The sequence below is a fragment of the Afifella pfennigii DSM 17143 genome (genome assembly GCF_000688515.1).
GTDB classification, from domain to species: Bacteria; Pseudomonadota; Alphaproteobacteria; order Rhizobiales; family Afifellaceae; genus Afifella; species Afifella pfennigii.
On record NZ_JHZK01000006.1, the window covers coordinates 1 to 16,917 of the forward strand.

Consider the following 16,917-nt stretch of genomic DNA (forward strand, 5'->3'; position numbering starts at 1 on the left):
CTCGTGCGCATCGAGCTTGGAGCGTGACGGCTGGCCCTGCTTGCGAGCCTCCGTCTCGCCGGTCTCGCGATAGCGGCGATACCAGGCCCCGGCCGTCGAGATCCCGATGCAAAAGCGCCGCGCCGCCTCGCGCGTCGAAACTCCATCCTCAATCGCCGCGATCACACGGCCGCGAAGGTCGCCGCTCAGGCTCCTCGACATCTTCACCTCCTGGCAAATCACCAGCAGCATCGAATCAGACAAGCCAGACCGCGTGAAGCCTCAAACCGACTCTAAGTTCATCGAAGATGCTCTAACGCGTTCGTTGGCGCGCCGGTTGGCGTTCTTCGCCTCGGCCGCCCGTCTCGTCTCGCGGGTCATCGCTGTCTCCTCGTTTGCAGGGGACAACGAGGCGCGGCGGGCGCCGTTCCAAGGCGCCGCCGCTGGCCGAAGGCGCTAGCTGAGGCTGTTGCAGAAGCGTTGGATGCGCCCGCAGGCCTCCTCCAGCGCCTCCGTGGAGGTGGCGTAGGAGATGCGGAAGTTCGGGCCGAGGCCGAAGGCCGACCCATGCACCACGGCAACGCCCTCCGCCTCCAACAACTCGGTGACGAAATCCTCGTCCGTCTCGATCGTCTTGCCCGAGGGCCCCTTCCTGCCGATCGCCTTGGCGCAGGACGGGTAGACGTAGAAGGCCCCCTCCGGCTCCGGGCATTCAAGCATCGAGCTCTGATTGAGCATGGAGACGACGAGGTCGCGCCGCTTCTGGAAGATCTGGCGCGAGGTTTCCACGAAGTCCTGCGGCCCGTTCAGCGCCTCCACCGCCGCCCATTGGGCGATGGAGCAGGCGCCCGAAGTCTGCTGGCTCTGGATCATCGTCATGGCCTTGATGAGCCGGTCCGGCCCGCCGGCATAGCCGATGCGCCAGCCGGTCATGGCATAGGCCTTGGAGACGCCGTTGGTCGTCAGCGTGCGCTCCCATAGTCCCGGCTCCACCTGCGCCAGCGTGGCGAAGGGCTCCTCAATGTAGAGCAGGTGCTCGTACATGTCGTCGGAGAGGATCCATACCTGCGGATGCCGCATCAAGACTTCGGCGAGCCCCTTCAGCTCCGCCTCCGTATAGGCCGCGCCCGAGGGGTTGGAGGGGGAGTTGAAGATGAGCCATTTCGTCTTCGGCGTGATGGCGGCTTCCAGCGTCTCCGGCTTGAGCTTGAACTTGTCGGCAAGCGTCGTCGCCACGAAGCGCGGCTCGCCGCCGTTGAGCAGCACCATGTCCGGGTAGCTGACCCAATAGGGGGAGGGAATCAGCACCTCATCCCCCGGGTTAAGCGTCGCCGCCAAGGCATTGTAGAGAATCTGCTTTGCGCCCGTCCCGACGATGGTCTGCGCCGGCTTGTAGCTGAGCCCGTTCTCGCGCTTGAACTTCTCGCAGATGGCGGCGCGCAGCTCCATAATGCCCGGCACCGGCGTGTATTTGGTCTCGCCGCGGCGGATGGCGGCGATCGCCGCTTCCTTGATGTTGTCCGGCGTGTCGAAATCCGGCTCGCCCGAGCCGAGACCGATGACGTCTCGGCCGGCGTCCTTCAGCTCGCGCGCCTTCTCCGCGACGGCGATGGTCTGGGAAGGCTGAACACGGGAGAGTGAATCGGCAAGAAGGGCCATGGTGCGAGGTTTCCGAAGCTCAAGGGTTGGCAACGGGCGCGGAAACTAGGCTGAAGGTGGGGCTGGCGCAAGCCGGATGGACAACCTGGCGCTCGCCTTTTTCGACAGCTAACACCGTTCTGCCGCCACATGCCAGGACAGGCGGGTAAGCGAGGAGACAGGCTATGAACTGGATGAGATGGGCTGCCCGGCGCGCCGCCGAGCAGGGGCCGATCCGGGTGGCGGTTCTCGGCTGCGGCAAGTTCGCATCCATGTTCCTTGCCCAGCTGCCGACGATGCCGGCGATCGAGGTCGTCGCCATCGCCGATCTCAACGTCGAAGGCGCCCGCCGCCGGCTCGCCGCCATCGGCTGGGACGCCGCGCGCATCGCCGCGACGCCCCTCACCGAGGACGCCCTGGCGGCCATCGGCGCGCAGGGCGTGGAGGTCGTCGTGGAAGCGACCGGCGATCCCGTCGCCGGCGCCGCCCATGCCCTGGCGGCGATTGAGGCCGGACGACATCTCGTCATGGTCAATGTGGAGGCCGACGTGCTTTGCGGCGCGGCGCTGGCGGAGCGGGCGAGGCGCGCCGGCCTCGTCTATTCCATGGCCTATGGCGACCAGCCGGCGCTTATCGCCGAATTGGTCGATTGGGCCCGTGCCTGCGGCTTTTCTGTCGTCGCTGCCGGCAAGGGCACGAAATACCTGCCGCGCTTTCACCAATCGACGCCTGAGACCGTTTGGGACAATCTCGGCATGCGCGCTGAGGATGCGCGCGCCGGCGGCATGAACCCGCAGATGTTCAACTCCTTCGTCGACGGCACCAAATCGGCCATCGAGATGGCGGCCGTCGCCAATGCCTGCGATCTCGCCGTGCCGCAAGAGGGTCTTGCCTTCCCGTCCTGCGGCGCCGACCAGCTTGCCCATATCCTGCGTCCGCGCGCCGAGGGTGGCCAGCTTGCCGGCGAGGGGCTGGTGGAAGTCGTCTCCTCGATGGAGCGCGACGGTCGCACCGTGCCGCGCGATTTGCGCTGGGGCGTCTATGTCGTCATGAAGGCGCCGAACGCCTATACCGCCGCCTGCTTTGCCGAATACGGCCTCGCCACCGACGCGACAGGCACCTATGCGGCGCTTTATCGGCCCTATCACCTTATCGGCCTGGAGCTCGGCGTCTCCGTCTACGCGGCGGCTCTCGCCGGCCAGCCGACCGGCAGCACTGCGGCCTTTCGCGGCGACGTCGTGGCTGTCGCCAAGAAGGATCTTGGCGCCGGCGAGACGCTGGACGGGGAGGGCGGCTACGCCGTCTGGGGCCGGCTGATGCCGGCGGAGAAAAGTCTCGCCGCCGGCGCCCTTCCCATCGGCCTTGCCCATGGCGTGCGGCTGAAGCGGCCGGTGGGTGAGGGCAGCGTCGTCGCGGTGGCGGATCTGGAGGCGCTTCCCGACAGCCGGGCGCTGGAGCTGCGGCGCGAATGCGAGGCAGGGCTCACCGCGCCGCCGGCTTGAACGGCGACCAGGGCGTCGCGTCGCACCGCCGATCCGCGTTCCTTACGGAGATTTCACGCCACGGACATTCCCCTGGGCGTATAGTCGCCGCGAGTGGGGCGGCGTTGACAATCAGGAGAACACGTATGCGCATCCTTCTTGCCGCTGGCGCGGCTCTCGCCCTCGGCCTTTCCTCTGCGGCCTATGCCCAGACCGATGCCTCCCCGCAGGACGAAATCGTCATCGACGAGACGGCGTCGGAGGCCGGCACGGGCAACACCCAGCAGGCGCGCCCCGGCTGGGGACCCGGCAACTGTCCGAACTGGGGCGATTGGGGTCCGGGCGGGCGCGGCCAGGGCAATTGGCAGCGCGGCGGCTGGAGCGGCGATTGCGGGCCGGGCATGCGCGGGCGCGGGCCGCATGGCCAATGGGGCAAGGCCGCACGCCAGGGGCAGCGCGGGACGATGGCCGGCAGGGGCATGTCGACGAGCTTTGCCATGCGCCGCGGCGATTCCGTCATCCGCGTCAACTGCTCGCCGCGCGAGACGGCCGAGGCCTGCGTCGACGCGGCCATCCGCCTGATCGAGGCGACGCGCGAAGCGGCAGCGCCGGCACCCGGCAACTGAGGCTCTTCACCCTCAAGGTGTTGGGACCCCGCGCCGTCGGCGCGGGGTTTCTCATTCAGGGCAGCGGCATTTCGCCCGCATGTTTGGGAACGTGATAGCCCTTCTGCACCGCGGGGCGCTCGGCGATCCTGAGATACCAGTCGCGCACATGCGGAAAGTCGGCAAGGTCGATCTGTTGCCACTCGAAGCGCGAGGCCCAGGGCCATGTCGCCATGTCGGCGATGGAATACTCCCCGGCGAGGTAGTCGTGCTCGGCGAGCTGGCGGTCGAGCACCTTGTAGAGGCGAGCCGTCTCCTTGGCGTAGCGCTCTTCCGCATAGGGCGCCTTGCCCGGATTGAACTTCAGGAAATGATGCGCCTGGCCGAGCATGGGGCCGAAGCCGCCCATCTGCCACATCAGCCATTCCATCGCTCGCCAGCGCCCGGCCGAATCCTGCGGCATGAACTTGCCGGTCTTTTCGGCGAGGTAGAGAAGGATGGCGCCCGATTCCATCAGGCTGAGGCCGCCCTCGTGGTCGACGATGGCGGGGATCTTGTTGTTCGGGCTGATCTTCAGGAATTGCGGGCGGAACTGCTCGTCCGCGGCAATGTCGATGGGATGCACTTCGTAGGCAAGGCCCATCTCTTCCAGCGCGATGGAGACCTTGCGCCCGTTCGGCGTCGTCCAGGTATAGAGATCGATCATCAAAAAGGCCCACCTTGAGACAAGGCGGGCCAGTTAGCAACGTGCGCGGCCCGGCCGCAAGCTCGCGGCCTCGGGCCTGCCATCGGATCAGCCGTAATGGACGTCGAGGATCTCGTAGCTGTGGGCGCCGCCGGGGGCGGCGACCTCCACCGAATCGCCGACGCTCTTGCCGATGAGGGCGCGGGCGATCGGCGAGGAGATGGAGATGCGGCCCTGGCGCACATCGGCCTCAAGATCGCCGACGATCTGCCAGCTCTTCTCCTCCTCCGTATCCTCGTCGACGAGGCGCACGCGCGCCCCGAACTTCACCGTCGAGCCGGTGAGCTTCGACACGTCGATGACCTCGGCGCGCGTCAGCTTGTCCTCAAGCTCCGCGATGCGGCCCTCGTTGAGGCTCTGCTGCTCCTTGGCGGCGTGGTACTCCGCGTTCTCCGACAGATCGCCATGCGAACGCGCCTCCGCGATCGCCTGGATGATGCGCGGCCGCTCCTCCGAGGTCAGTCGCTTCAGCTCCGATTCCAGCTGCGCATAGCCGGCTGCAGTCATCGGAATCTTTTCCATCATCTCCTCCACGTCGCCCGGTGTGCCGTCTCGTCTTGTTGAGGGGCAGGGGGGCGCAGCAAAAAATCGGGCGCTCCGCCCGGCCTGGGAGGAACACCCTTTGATCATAACAAGCCTTTGTCAGGCGCTGACGAAGTAGGATTGCAGCGGCCTGACTTCAAGCTGTCCGCTGAGCAGGGCTTCTATGCCCTGAGCGGCGGCATGGGCGCCGGCCAGGGTTGTGAAATACGGCACTTTGTGCAGAAGCGCCGCCCGTCTCAGCGACCGGCTGTCGGCGAGAGCCTGCGCGCCTTCGGTCGTGTTGAAGACGAGCTGAATCTCCCCGTTCTTGATAGCATCGACGATATGCGGCTGGCCTTCAAGTACCTTGTTGATGCGCGCGCATTCGATGCCATTCTCGCCGAGATAGCGCTGCGTGCCGCTGGTGGCGATGATCTTGAAGCCGCTTTCCACCAGCATTCTCACCGTGGCGGCGATGCGCGGTTTGTCGGCGTCCTTGACGGAGACGAAGACGGTGCCGCGCGTCGGCAGGGCGACGCCGCTGCCCAGCTGGCTCTTGGCGAAGGCGACGGAGAAGTCGTAATCGAGCCCCATCACCTCGCCGGTGGAGCGCATTTCCGGGCCGAGCACCGTATCGACGCCCGGGAAGCGGGCGAAGGGGAAGACGGCCTCCTTGACGGCGATATGGCCGTGAATCTGCGGGGCGGCGTGTAGCTCGGCGAGCTTTTCCCCGGCCATCACCCGCGCCGCCAGCTTGGCGATCGGCCGCCCGATCGCCTTGGCGACGAAGGGCACGGTACGCGAGGCGCGCGGATTGACCTCAAGGACGTAGATTTCGCCGTCCTTGACGGCGTATTGCACGTTCATCAGGCCGCCGACGCCAAGGCCGCGCGCGAGCGCCGCCGTCTGGCGCTCCAGCTCCGCCATCACCTCCTTCGACAGGGAATGCGGCGGCAGGGCGCAGGCCGAATCGCCGGAATGGATGCCGGCCTCCTCGATATGCTCCATGATGCCGGCGACGACGACGCTCTCCCCGTCCGACAGGGCGTCGACATCGACCTCGATGGCGTCTGCCAGATAGGAATCGATGAGGACGGGCGACTTGCCGGAGACCACGACCGCCTCGGCGATGTAGCGCTCCAGCTGGCCCATATCGCGCACGATCTCCATCGCCCGCCCGCCGAGCACGTAGGAGGGGCGGATGACGGCGGGAAAACCGATCTCGGCGGCGATCCGGCGCGCCTCCTCGGCCGAGCGGGCGATGCCGTTGTTCGGCTGCTTGAGCCCGAGCTTGGCCAGGAGCTTCTGAAAGCGGTCGCGATCCTCGGCAAGGTCGATGGCGTCGGGCGAGGTGCCGAGAATGGGGATGCCCGCCTCTTCCAGCGACTGGGCGAGCTTCAGCGGCGTCTGGCCGCCGAACTGGACGATGACGCCCTTCAGCGTTCCGGCCTGCTGCTCCACCCTGAGGATTTCCAGGACGTCCTCCACGGTGAGCGGCTCGAAATAGAGCCGGTCGGAGGTGTCGTAATCGGTGGAGACGGTCTCCGGGTTGCAGTTGACCATGATCGTCTCGTAGCCCGCATCGGCGAGCGCGAAGGCGGCATGGCAGCAGCAATAGTCGAACTCGATGCCCTGGCCGATTCGGTTCGGCCCGCCGCCGAGGATGACGATTTTGGTGCGCTCGGTAGGCCGCGCCTCGTTCTCGGCGGGCGCCCCGGCGGTAAAGCTGCGCTCGTAGGTGGAGTACATATAGGCCGTTGAGGCGGCGAACTCGGCGGCGCAGGTGTCGATGCGCTTGAAGACGGGATGAACGCCGAGCCTTTCGCGGTGCGCCCGCACCTGCGCTTCCTCGCGGCCGGCGAGCGAAGCCAGTCGCCCGTCGGAGAAGCCGAGGCTCTTCAGCGCCCGCAGCGTGGTCGCGTCCTGCGGCAGGCCGTTGGCGCGCACCTTCTCCTCCCAGTCGACGAGCGCCTTGATCTCGCGCAGGAACCAGGGGTCGATGCGGCAGGCCTCGTGCACCTCCTCGCAGCTGGCGCCGTGGCGGAAGGCCTGGGCCACCTTGAGGAGCCGGTCCGGCGTCGGACGCCCCAGCGCGGCGCGGATGGCGTTCTTGTCGTCGCCTTCGCCGATGCCGGCAATCGCCACCTCGTCGAGGCCGGCAAGCCCGGTCTCCAGGCCGCGCAGGGCCTTCTGCAGCGATTCGGCGAACGAGCGGCCGATCGCCATCACCTCGCCGACGGATTTCATCGAGGTCGTCAGCGTCGGCTCCGCGCCGGGGAATTTCTCGAAGGCGAAGCGCGGGATCTTGGTGACCACGTAATCGATGGTCGGCTCGAAGGAGGCCGGCATCGCCCCGCCGGTGATCTCGTTGTCGAGCTCGTCGAGCGTGTAGCCGACGGCAAGCCGCGCCGCGACCTTGGCGATGGGAAAGCCGGTGGCCTTGGAGGCCAGGGCGGAGGAGCGCGACACGCGCGGATTCATCTCGATCACCACCATGCGCCCGTCTTGCGGGTTGATGGCGAACTGCACGTTCGAGCCGCCCGTCTCCACCCCGATCTCGCGCAATACCGCGATCGAGGCGTCGCGCATCACCTGGTACTCCTTGTCGGTGAGTGTGAGGGCGGGGGCGACGGTGATGGAATCGCCGGTATGCACGCCCATCGGGTCGATGTTCTCGATGGAGCAGATGATGATGCAATTGTCCGCCCTGTCGCGGACGACCTCCATCTCATACTCCTTCCAGCCCAGCACCGATTCCTCGATGAGCACCTCGTTGGTCGGCGAGGCGTCGATGCCGCGCTCCACGATGTCGAGGAATTCCTCCCGGTTATAGGCGATGCCCCCGCCGGTGCCGCCGAGGGTGAAGGAGGGCCGGATGATCGCCGGCAGGCCGACCTCCGCCAGCGCCGCCAGCGCTTCGGCAAGCGAATGGGCGAGTTTGGAGCGGGGCGTCTCCAGGCCGATCGTGGTCATCGCCTCGCGGAAGAGCTCGCGGTCCTCCGCCTTGTCGATCGCCTCCGCGCGTGCCCCGATCATGGTGACGCCGAATTTGTCCAGGATGCCGGCCTTCTGCAGCGACAGCGCGCAATTGAGCGCCGTTTGCCCGCCCATCGTCGGCAGCAGCGCGTCGGGCCTTTCCTTTTCGATGATCTTGGCGACGATATCGGGGGTGATCGGCTCCACATAGGTGGCGTCGGCCAGCTCCGGGTCGGTCATGATCGTCGCCGGATTGGAATTGACCAGGATGACCCTGTAGCCCTCGGCCTTCAGGGCTTTGACGGCCTGCGTTCCCGAATAGTCGAATTCGCAGGCCTGGCCGATGATGATCGGCCCGGCACCGATCACCAGGATGGAGGAAATGTCGGTTCTCTTCGGCATGGAGGCGTGTTGGGAGGCGAGCCGCGAGGCCCGGCCGTTTCCGTGGTGAGTGGAAAGTGGCCGCGCTTATAGAGGAATTCGCCGCCAACGCAAAGCGCTCCGACCGCATGCCGGCCACGCATTCACGCGATTTTTTTGCGCTGCGAAAGAAAAGCTAGCTGACCTCCACGAGAGCCGGTCGCGGCGGCGTCTCGCTTTGCGGCTCGCCGCGCGTCTCGCCATCCTCGAAGACGGCGCTCTCGCCGTCGTAATCGGCCACGCCCATGGCCAGCGCGTAGCAGGCCAGGCGGACCGACTTCGGGATCTTCACCTTCTTACCGTCGCGCTCGCCGGTCTCGTAATACTGGATCATGCGCTTTTTCAGCCCGAGCCGCTCGGCGGCCTCTTTCTGCTTCATGCCGAGCTGCTTGCGCCATGCCTTGAACTGATCAGGGGTCATGCTTGTCACGCCCACGCCTGTCCATCGTCGCCAAACCTTAGTGTGATTTTACCTTTGAGCCTATATCGAAATCGTGAATGCGCACAAAGTGCCTTTTATCGCTTGACGAAAGCGCACCAGGTGCACATATTGACCCTCAAGGCGCAAACAGTGCTCCCGAATCGAGCAGGACGGTCTGTCGGGAACCACGCACCGAAACCCAAGCCAAGGAGGGCTGTCATGTTGAGTGATATCATGCTGACCCGTGCTCGGCTGGGACACGACCGTGTCGACGTACATCGTTACGCCACCTTCAGCTGTGGCGTCGGCCGTCTCTTCCGCCGCGTCAGCCGTTGGTTCGGCTAAACGGCGCAGAGGGTCCCACCGCAACGGATCGAACGCGAAAGGCGCGGCCACTGGCCGCGCCTTTTGCATTTCCCGTCCTGGCGCGCGGCAAATGTTTCGCCGGCTCGGGAACCTGCCGCCGCGATCGTGATTGTCCATGCGCCATCACGGCGAGCGGAAGGGCCTGAGCGATGCGTTGGCGGGGAAGAAGGCAGTCGGCCAATGTCGAGGATCGCCGTGGGACGGGCGGAGGCGGCGTGATCCGCGTCGGACGCGCCGGCGGCGGCGGTATCGGCATCTTGATTATCGCTGTCGTTCTCTGGCTCGTCTTCGGCATCAACCCGCTCGCGCTTCTCGGCGACGCGCAGGTGATGGCGCCGAGCGAGCAGAGCGCCCCGCGCAATGGCGGCGGCGTCGCCACGACCGAGAGTGAGGTCGACGATTTCGTCGCCACCGTGCTGGCCGATACGGAGGATGTCTGGGGCGCGATCTTCCGCCAAGGCGGTTCCGACTATCCGGAGCCGACGCTGGTTCTCTTCGAGGGGCAAGTGCGTTCCGCCTGCGGCTTTGCCGGCGCCGCCACGGGCCCCTTCTACTGCCCAGGCGACCAGCGCCTTTACATCGACCTTTCCTTCTTTGAGGAACTGCGCCGGCGCTTCGATGCCCCGGGCGATTTCGCCCAGGCCTATGTGATTGCGCACGAAGTCGGCCACCACGTGCAGAATGTGCTCGGGATTTTGCCCAAGACGACGGAAATGCGCCGCCGGCTCGGCGAGCGCGAATCCAACGCCCTGTCGGTGCGTGTGGAGCTGCAGGCCGATTGCTTCGCCGGCATCTGGGCGAACCGCACCGCCAAGAAGGGTTATCTGGAAGAAGGCGACATCCGCGAGGCATTGAATGCCGCGGGGCAGCTTGGCGACGACATGATACAAAGGCGAACGCAAGGCTACGTCGTGCCCGATGCCTTCAACCACGGCAGCGCCGAGCAGCGCGCCACGTGGTTCCGGCGTGGCTACGAGAGAGGAACGCTGGATGCCTGCGACACCTTCCAGGATCTCATCTGAGGCCAGGATCTCATCTGAGGCCAGGATCTCGTCTGAGGCAAGACGGTGGCACTGATCAGGCGAACCGCGGTGGCGGCCATGGCGATCGTCGGCGGGCTCCTGGGCTCGCAGGCTCCCGAATTCGCCCAGCAATATAGCCAGCGTCTGGGCGGCGCCGTGGAGGAGCTGCAGATCGTCGTCGCCGATTTCGACGCCGATGCCCGGCGCAGCGGCCTCGATCGCGACGAGGCTTTGGACATCTACGAGCGCTCGCCCGACACCTTCCTGCGTGACCGCGGCGTGTCCATGAGTGAGCTTCTCAACCGCTTCAGCGCCCTGATGCGCCAGAAGGAGGAGCTTCAGGTGGCCAATCCGGCGCTAAGACCGATGGTCGTGCTTCGTCACCCGGACCCGCGCATCGCCGAAGGCGCTTGGCGAGATTATCAGCCGGCCGTGCCGCTGACCCTTGTCGGGGCGTTGTGGACGGCGGCCGGTGTCTTCGCCCTCGGCTTTCTAAGCTGGGTGTTGGCGCGCGTCTTGCGGCTGGTCTTCTTTCGCCCCAGCCCGAAGGGCGCGACCGGCTAGGCTCTCGATCCTAGGCCCCGACCGCAGCTTTGCTGGCCTGCGCCTTCTTCGCTTGGCGCACATTCTCCATAAAGCGCTCGAAGAGATAGTGGCTGTCCTGCGGGCCGGGCGAGGCCTCCGGATGGTATTGCACCGAAAAGATCGGTTTTCCCTTCAGCCGGATGCCGGCATTGGAGCCGTCGAAGAGCGAGACATGCGTCTCCTCCACGTCCGGCGGCAGGCTGTCGCGCTCCACGGCAAAGCCGTGATTCATGGAGACGATCTCCACCTTGCCCGTGGTGTGGTCCTTGACCGGATGGTTGGCGCCGTGATGGCCCTGATGCATCTTCGCGGTGTTGCCGCCCAGCGCCAGGCCGAGCATCTGATGGCCGAGGCAGATGCCGAAGATAGGCGTGCCGGTATCGATCAGCTTGCGGATGTTCGGCACCGCGTATGCGCCCGTGGCGGCCGGATCGCCCGGCCCGTTGGACAGGAAGATGCCGTCGGGCTGAAGCGCCATCACCTCCTCGGCGCTCGCGCTCGCCGGCAACACCGTCACCCGGCAGCCCTCTTCGGCCAACAGGCGCAGAATGTTGCTTTTGATCCCATAATCGACCGCGACGATATGATACTCGCCCCCCTCTTGCTGGCCATAGCCTGAGCCGAGCCGCCATGTGGTGCCCGACCAGTCGTAGCGCTGGGCGGCGGTGACGCCGGGAACGAGGTCGAGGCCGCTCATGGAGGGCAGGGCGGCCGCTTGCCTCTTCAGCGCCTCGTAGTCGAAATTGCCCGCCGGGTCGTGGACGAGAACCGCGTTCATCATGCCCTTCTCGCGAATGCGGTTGGTGAGGGCCCGGGTATCGACCCCGGTGATGCCGGCGATGCCGCGCGCCTTCAGCCATTCGTCGAGCCGGCGCGTGGCGCGCCAGTTGGAGGCCTCGCCGATCGGCGCCCGCAGGACGCAGCCGGCGACGCCGGAGCCTTGCGCCGGGCTCACCGTCTCAACGTCTTCCTCGTTGGCGCCGACATTGCCGATATGGGGGAAGGTGAAGGTGATGATCTGGCCGGCATAGGAAGGGTCGGTCAGAACCTCCTGGTAGCCGGTCATCGCCGTGTTGAAGCAGACTTCGCCGGTGGATGTGGTGATGGCGCCGATGCCCTCGCCTTCGATCACCGTTCCGTCGGCAAGCACCAGACAGGCGGTCGGCCTTGCTTCGGGCCAGCCGGTTGCGGGGTCAGGAGAAATGTCTGGCATCTGCAAAAATCCCGGCGCTTGGGCTGTGTGGTGACCGGCTAAGGCCGGCTGTCTTGCGTCCCCGCAGCGAATGCCTATATCGACGCGGCTGAGGCGCATTGGGGGAGCGCGCGTTAGGTAGTGGCCTGATCATGCCGCGTCAACGCGAGGAATGGCCGAATTCACGGCCGGCACCGCGCCGGCTCCGTTCTCTCCAGCATGTCGTTTTCGCGCTCCCCGAGCGAGGAGTAAGTCATGGGCGACCGAATCCGCGATGAAGTCAATGACGGCCTGAAGGAGGCCATCAAGCAGCGCGATCGCGTGCGCACGGCGACGCTGCGCCTGATCAACGCCGCCATCAAGGATCGCGACATCGAGGCGCGCACCAAGGGCCAGGACGGCGTCTGCGACGAGGAGATCATGGGCATCCTCGCCAAGATGATCCGCCAGCGCGAGGAATCCTCGCAAATCTACGAGGAGAACGGCCGCCTGGAGATGGCCGAGCAGGAGCGCGAGGAAATCGAGATCATCCGCTCCTTCCTGCCCCGCCAGATGGGCGAGGAGGAGATCGAGGGCGCGTGCCGCGAGGTCGTCGCCGAGGTCGGAGCGCAGGGGCTGCGCGACATGGGCAAATGCATGGGCACCTTGAAGGAGCGCTATGCCGGGCGCATGGATTTCGGCCAGGCCAGCACCAAGATCAAGGAAATGCTGACCCGCTAGCGCTCCCCCTCGCGCCGGTTCGCGGGCCGCGCCGGCTGTGGGCAGAGGTGGAGAGCGGGGGAGCGCGAGCATCGTGGATGCTTTCGCGCCAGCGCCTGTGCTAGGGAGTGCTATGCGTTTTCCGCCATCCTTTCTGGACGCCATCCGGGCGCGCATCCCCATCGCCGATATCGTCGGGCGGCGCGTTTCCTGGGACAAGCGCAAGTCGCAGCCTGCGCGCGGCGATTATTGGGCCTGCTGTCCCTTCCATGGCGAGAAGACGCCTTCCTTCCACGCCGACAATCGTCGCGGCCGCTACCATTGCTTCGGCTGCGGCGCCTCCGGCGACCATTTCACCTTCCTCACGGAATTGGAGGGGATGAGCTTTCCCGAGGCGGTCAAGGATCTTGCCGAGACCGCCGGTCTGCCGCTGCCCGATCCCGACCCGCGCGAGGAGGCGCGCGCCGCCCGCCGCACCAGCCTTGTGGAGGTGATGGAAAAGGCGGCCGCCTTCTTCCAGGCCGAGCTCGCCAGGCCGCAAGGGGCGCGGGCGCGCGCCTATCTGCGCGAGCGCGGCCTCAGCCCCCAGACGGTGACGCGCTTTGGTCTCGGCTATGCCCCGGCCTCGCGCAACGCGCTCAAGAACCACCTCGCCGAAGCCGGCATCGGCCCGCAGGAGATGGCCGAGACCGGCCTCCTCGTCGCCGGCGAGGACGTGCCGGTAAGCTACGACCGCTTCCGCGACCGGCTGATCTTTCCCATTCTGGATTTCCGCGGAAAGGTCATCGCCTTCGGCGGCCGGGCGCTCGCCCCGGACGCGCAGCCGAAATATCTCAACTCGCCGGAAACGCCGCTGTTTTCCAAAAGCCGCGTCCTCTTCAACGGCCAGGTGGCGCGCGCCGCTGCCGCAAAGGGCGGGCGGCTTCTTGTCGTGGAAGGCTATATGGACGCCATCGCCTGCGTCGCGGCGGGCTTTGAGGCGACCCTCGCCCCGCTCGGCACGGCGCTGACGGAAGAGCAGTTGCATCTTCTCTGGCAGATGGGCGACGAGCCCATCCTCTGTTTCGACGGCGACGAGGCCGGCCTGAAGGCGGCCGACCGGGCGATCGACCTTGCCCTTGCGCACCTGAAGCCGGGCAGGAGCCTTGCCTTCGCCCTCCTGCCGCAGGGCCAGGATCCGGACGATGTCATCCGCGAGGCTGGGGCGGAAGGTTTCGCCGCCGTCTTGGAGGCGGCGAGCCCGCTTGCGGAGATGCTCTGGCGCCGTGAGATGACGCGCGCGCCCCTGGACACGCCGGAACGTCTGGCGGGCGCGGAGCGGGCGCTCAAAGAGGCGGTGGGGCGGATCGGCGATGCGGATGTGCGCCGCCATTACGACGAGCTTTACCGCGACCGGCTTTTCGAGCGGCGCCGGCAGAAGCGGAGCGCGCCGGCCGCGCCTTTTCGCGGCGCGCCCTCGCGCGGCGGTGGCCGCGTGCCTGCGAAGGGGCGGGCAGGGGGCTTTGGCGCCGGGCCGGATTGGGGCGAGGCCTCGCCGTCGCTCCTGTCGACGGCCTTGGTGCGGGCGGCCGGGCGCTCCGGCGCGGCCATCACGCTCGCCGACGCCATCCTCCTCGGCGCCCTGGTCTTCCATCCTGAACTGGCAGCGGAGCGGCTGGAAAGGCTCGGCGAGATCGATTTCGCCGATACCGCTTTGGCCGAGCTTGCCGCCGCGCTGTCCTTCGAAATCTCGCACGAGCCCGACCTTGCCGGCGAGGCGCTGGCCGCGCGGCTCGCCGCCCGCCGTCCGGCCTTGCCCATCGCCGCTTTGCGCGAGAAACTGGCCACGGCGGGGCTCCTCGACCTCTTGCCGGGCGGGAGCGGGGAGAGGGCCGCGGCGATCTGGGATGACGCACACCTCTTGCGTCGCCGCACGACAACTCTATCTAACGCTCGCCGGGCTGCCGCACGCGATCTTGCCGAGGAAGTGGTCGAAGGCGGTCTTACCCGACTGAAGGATATCCAAGAGGAAGACCTGCGGCTGCGCCATCGTGTTTTGGAAGAAGACCGGACTGAGGCAGTCCTTTTACACCCCTTCAAGGCTCGCTCTTAAGAAGCGCGCAGTCCCGCCGGCGCGAAAGGCTGAGAAATTTCAAATTGCCGCTTCTGCGTCCTATGGTTAAGTGGCGCTTTACGGTGAAGGCATAGATTGGAACACGACCGCGACACGGATAGCATGGGCGATCGGGCGTCGCGCGGCCGAGACGACGGATCAATGACGACAGCGAACCAGACCCAGACGACCGACACCAAGGAAGAGACGCGCGAAGGCCAGACCACGGATGGCCCGCTTCTCGACCTCTCCGACGCCGCCGTCAAGCGGATGATCAAGGAGGCCAAGAAGCGCGGTTATGTGACCGTGGATCAGCTCAACGCCGTTCTGCCTTCCGAAGAGGTGACCTCCGAGCAAATCGAGGACACCATGTCGATGCTCTCCGATATGGGCATCAATGTGGTGGAGGCGGAGGAGGCCGAAGAGGCCGAGCAGCAGGGCGAGGAGGAGGAAGAGGCGGAAGGCCGCGACCTCGTGGAGGCCGGTTCCACCGCCATCACCAAGAAGACCACCAAGCGCGAGCCCTCCGACCGCACCGACGATCCGGTGCGCATGTATCTGCGCGAGATGGGCGCGGTGGAGCTTCTCTCCCGCGAGGGCGAGATCGCCATCGCCAAGCGCATCGAGGCCGGCCGCGAGGCGATGATCGCCGGCCTTTGCGAAAGCCCGCTCACCTTCCAGGCGATCATCATCTGGCGCGACGAGATCAACAACGGCGACACGCTGCTGCGCGACATCATCGATCTGGAAGCCACCTATGCCGGGCCCGACGCCAAGGCGCCGGAACCTTCCGTCCAGCCGGCCGAGCCGGAGGCGCGCGAGGAGGAGCCGCAAGCCGATGGCGAGGGCGGCGAGGACGGCGACGAGGACGACGACGATTACGAGAACAATCTGTCGCTGGCGGCGATGGAGGCGGAGATCAAGCCGAATGTGCTGGCCACCTTCGACGCCATCGCCGACAATTATAAGCGTCTGAGAAAACTGCATGACACGCTCGTCGAGAACGATATGCAGAGCCGCGCCCTCACCCCGCCCCAGGAGCGCCGCTACAAGAAGCTGCGCGACGAGATCATCGTGGAGGTGAAGTCGCTCTCCCTCAACCAGGCGCGTATCGACGCGCTGGTGGAGCAGCTTTACGACATCAACAAACGCCTCGTTGCCCTCGACACAAGGCTCCTGCGCCTTGCCGAGAGCTACGGCGTCGACCGCATGGAATTCCTTTCCCATTATCGCGGCTACGAGCACGACCAGCATTGGGTACGCCGCGTGGCGCGGCTGACCTCGCCGGGCTGGCGCGATTTCGTCGCCAATGGCAAGGACCAGATTCACACCATCCGCACCGATATCCAGGAGCTCGCCGCCTCCACCGGCCTTGAGATCGGCGAGTTCCGCGGCATCGTCCAGAAGGTTCAGAAGGGCGAGCGCGAGGCCCGCCAGGCGAAGAAGGAAATGGTGGAGGCGAATTTGCGCCTCGTCATCTCCATCGCCAAGAAGTACACCAACCGCGGCCTGCAATTCCTTGATTTGATTCAGGAAGGCAATATCGGCCTGATGAAGGCGGTGGATAAGTTCGAGTATCGCCGCGGCTACAAATTCTCCACCTACGCCACCTGGTGGATCCGCCAGGCGATCACCCGCTCCATCGCCGATCAGGCGCGCACCATCCGCATCCCGGTGCATATGATCGAGACGATCAACAAGATCGTCAGGACCTCGCGCCAGATGCTGCACGAGATCGGCCGCGAGCCGACGCCGGAGGAGCTGGCCGAAAAGCTCCAGATGCCGCTCGAAAAGGTCCGAAAAGTTCTGAAGATCGCCAAGGAGCCGATCTCCCTGGAAACGCCGATCGGCGACGAGGAAGACAGCCATCTCGGCGACTTCATCGAGGACAAGAACGCCGTTCTTCCCATCGACGCGGCGATCCAGTCGAACCTGCGCGAGACGACCACCCGCGTGCTGGCCTCTCTCACGGCCCGCGAGGAGCGCGTGCTGCGCATGCGCTTCGGCATCGGCATGAACACCGATCACACGCTGGAAGAGGTCGGCCAGCAGTTTTCGGTGACGAGAGAGCGTATCCGCCAGATCGAGGCGAAGGCCCTGAGGAAGCTGAAGCATCCGTCGCGGTCCAGGAAGCTCAGGAGCTTCTTGGATAGCTGAGGCGCCCGACGCGAAAG

Annotated in this window: 14 protein-coding genes; 7 read left to right on the top strand and 7 right to left on the bottom strand. The window is 66.2% G+C overall.

The features are described from left to right. Both Q331_RS0106590 and Q331_RS0106595 read right to left on the bottom strand, forming a co-directional pair. The coding region (locus Q331_RS0106590; protein ID WP_026380153.1) for a helix-turn-helix domain-containing protein at positions 1-201 on the bottom strand (201 nt) is incomplete at its 3' end. 234 nt (positions 202-435) lie between these two features. Continuing rightward, on the bottom strand, positions 436-1,638 hold the full coding sequence (locus Q331_RS0106595) for a pyridoxal phosphate-dependent aminotransferase (RefSeq protein ID WP_026380028.1): 1,203 nt from the start codon (positions 1,636-1,638) through the stop codon (positions 436-438). Positions 1,639-1,802: 164 nt separating this feature from the next. Between Q331_RS0106595 and Q331_RS0106600 the strand changes: the two genes are divergently transcribed. Both Q331_RS0106600 and Q331_RS0106605 read left to right on the top strand, forming a co-directional pair. Next, positions 1,803-3,119 (top strand): NAD(P)H-dependent oxidoreductase, encoded by a 1,317-nt coding sequence (locus tag Q331_RS0106600; protein WP_026380029.1) that lies wholly within the window; start codon positions 1,803-1,805, stop codon positions 3,117-3,119. A 125-nt stretch (positions 3,120-3,244) separates the two neighbouring features. Then, positions 3,245-3,724: a hypothetical protein gene (locus Q331_RS0106605; RefSeq protein ID WP_026380030.1), complete on the top strand. Its 480-nt coding sequence runs from the start codon at positions 3,245-3,247 to the stop codon at positions 3,722-3,724. A gap of 55 nt (positions 3,725-3,779) precedes the next feature. Here the strand turns inward: Q331_RS0106605 and Q331_RS0106610 are convergent, their stop codons facing one another. The 4 genes from Q331_RS0106610 to Q331_RS20375 form a co-directional block, all read right to left on the bottom strand. Continuing rightward, a complete protein-coding gene (locus Q331_RS0106610) occupies positions 3,780-4,409 on the bottom strand; it encodes a glutathione S-transferase family protein (protein WP_026380031.1) in 630 nt (209 codons plus the stop codon). An 87-nt stretch (positions 4,410-4,496) separates the two neighbouring features. After that, the gene (greA, locus tag Q331_RS0106615) at positions 4,497-4,970 is read right to left on the bottom strand and encodes a transcription elongation factor GreA (RefSeq protein ID WP_026380032.1); all 474 of its coding nucleotides are present in this window, start codon (positions 4,968-4,970) and stop codon (positions 4,497-4,499) included. A 120-nt stretch (positions 4,971-5,090) separates the two neighbouring features. Beyond that, the gene (gene carB, locus Q331_RS0106620; protein WP_026380033.1) at positions 5,091-8,348 is read right to left on the bottom strand and encodes a carbamoyl-phosphate synthase large subunit; all 3,258 of its coding nucleotides are present in this window, start codon (positions 8,346-8,348) and stop codon (positions 5,091-5,093) included. A 154-nt stretch (positions 8,349-8,502) separates the two neighbouring features. Further along, positions 8,503-8,787 (bottom strand): helix-turn-helix domain-containing protein, encoded by a 285-nt coding sequence (locus Q331_RS20375; RefSeq protein WP_051630744.1) that lies wholly within the window; start codon positions 8,785-8,787, stop codon positions 8,503-8,505. A 515-nt stretch (positions 8,788-9,302) separates the two neighbouring features. Between Q331_RS20375 and ypfJ the strand changes: the two genes are divergently transcribed. Next, positions 9,303-10,175 carry a KPN_02809 family neutral zinc metallopeptidase gene (gene ypfJ / locus Q331_RS0106635; RefSeq protein WP_026380034.1) on the top strand — a complete coding sequence of 291 codons (873 nt, stop codon included), beginning with the start codon at positions 9,303-9,305 and terminating at the stop codon, positions 10,173-10,175. Between the two features lie 45 nt (positions 10,176-10,220). Then, on the top strand, positions 10,221-10,739 hold the full coding sequence (locus Q331_RS20380) for a DUF2937 family protein (protein ID WP_156953278.1): 519 nt from the start codon (positions 10,221-10,223) through the stop codon (positions 10,737-10,739). Positions 10,740-10,749: 10 nt separating this feature from the next. Here Q331_RS20380 and carA read toward each other — a convergent pair whose 3' ends face one another. Beyond that, complete coding sequence (gene carA / locus Q331_RS0106645; protein WP_026380035.1) at positions 10,750-11,973, bottom strand: glutamine-hydrolyzing carbamoyl-phosphate synthase small subunit; 1,224 nt, start codon at positions 11,971-11,973, stop codon at positions 10,750-10,752. Between the two features lie 234 nt (positions 11,974-12,207). Between carA and Q331_RS0106650 the strand changes: the two genes are divergently transcribed. The 3 genes from Q331_RS0106650 (at position 12,208) to rpoD (ending at position 16,900) form a co-directional block, all read left to right on the top strand. After that, positions 12,208-12,672 carry a GatB/YqeY domain-containing protein gene (locus Q331_RS0106650; RefSeq protein ID WP_034491331.1) on the top strand — a complete coding sequence of 155 codons (465 nt, stop codon included), beginning with the start codon at positions 12,208-12,210 and terminating at the stop codon, positions 12,670-12,672. Between the two features lie 112 nt (positions 12,673-12,784). Then, positions 12,785-14,743, top strand: a complete 1,959-nt coding sequence (gene dnaG, locus Q331_RS0106655; RefSeq protein WP_026380037.1) for a DNA primase — start codon at positions 12,785-12,787, stop codon at positions 14,741-14,743. 162 nt (positions 14,744-14,905) lie between these two features. Further along, complete coding sequence (gene rpoD / locus Q331_RS0106660) at positions 14,906-16,900, top strand: RNA polymerase sigma factor RpoD (RefSeq protein ID WP_026380038.1); 1,995 nt, start codon at positions 14,906-14,908, stop codon at positions 16,898-16,900. Positions 16,901-16,917 lie beyond the last annotated feature (17 nt).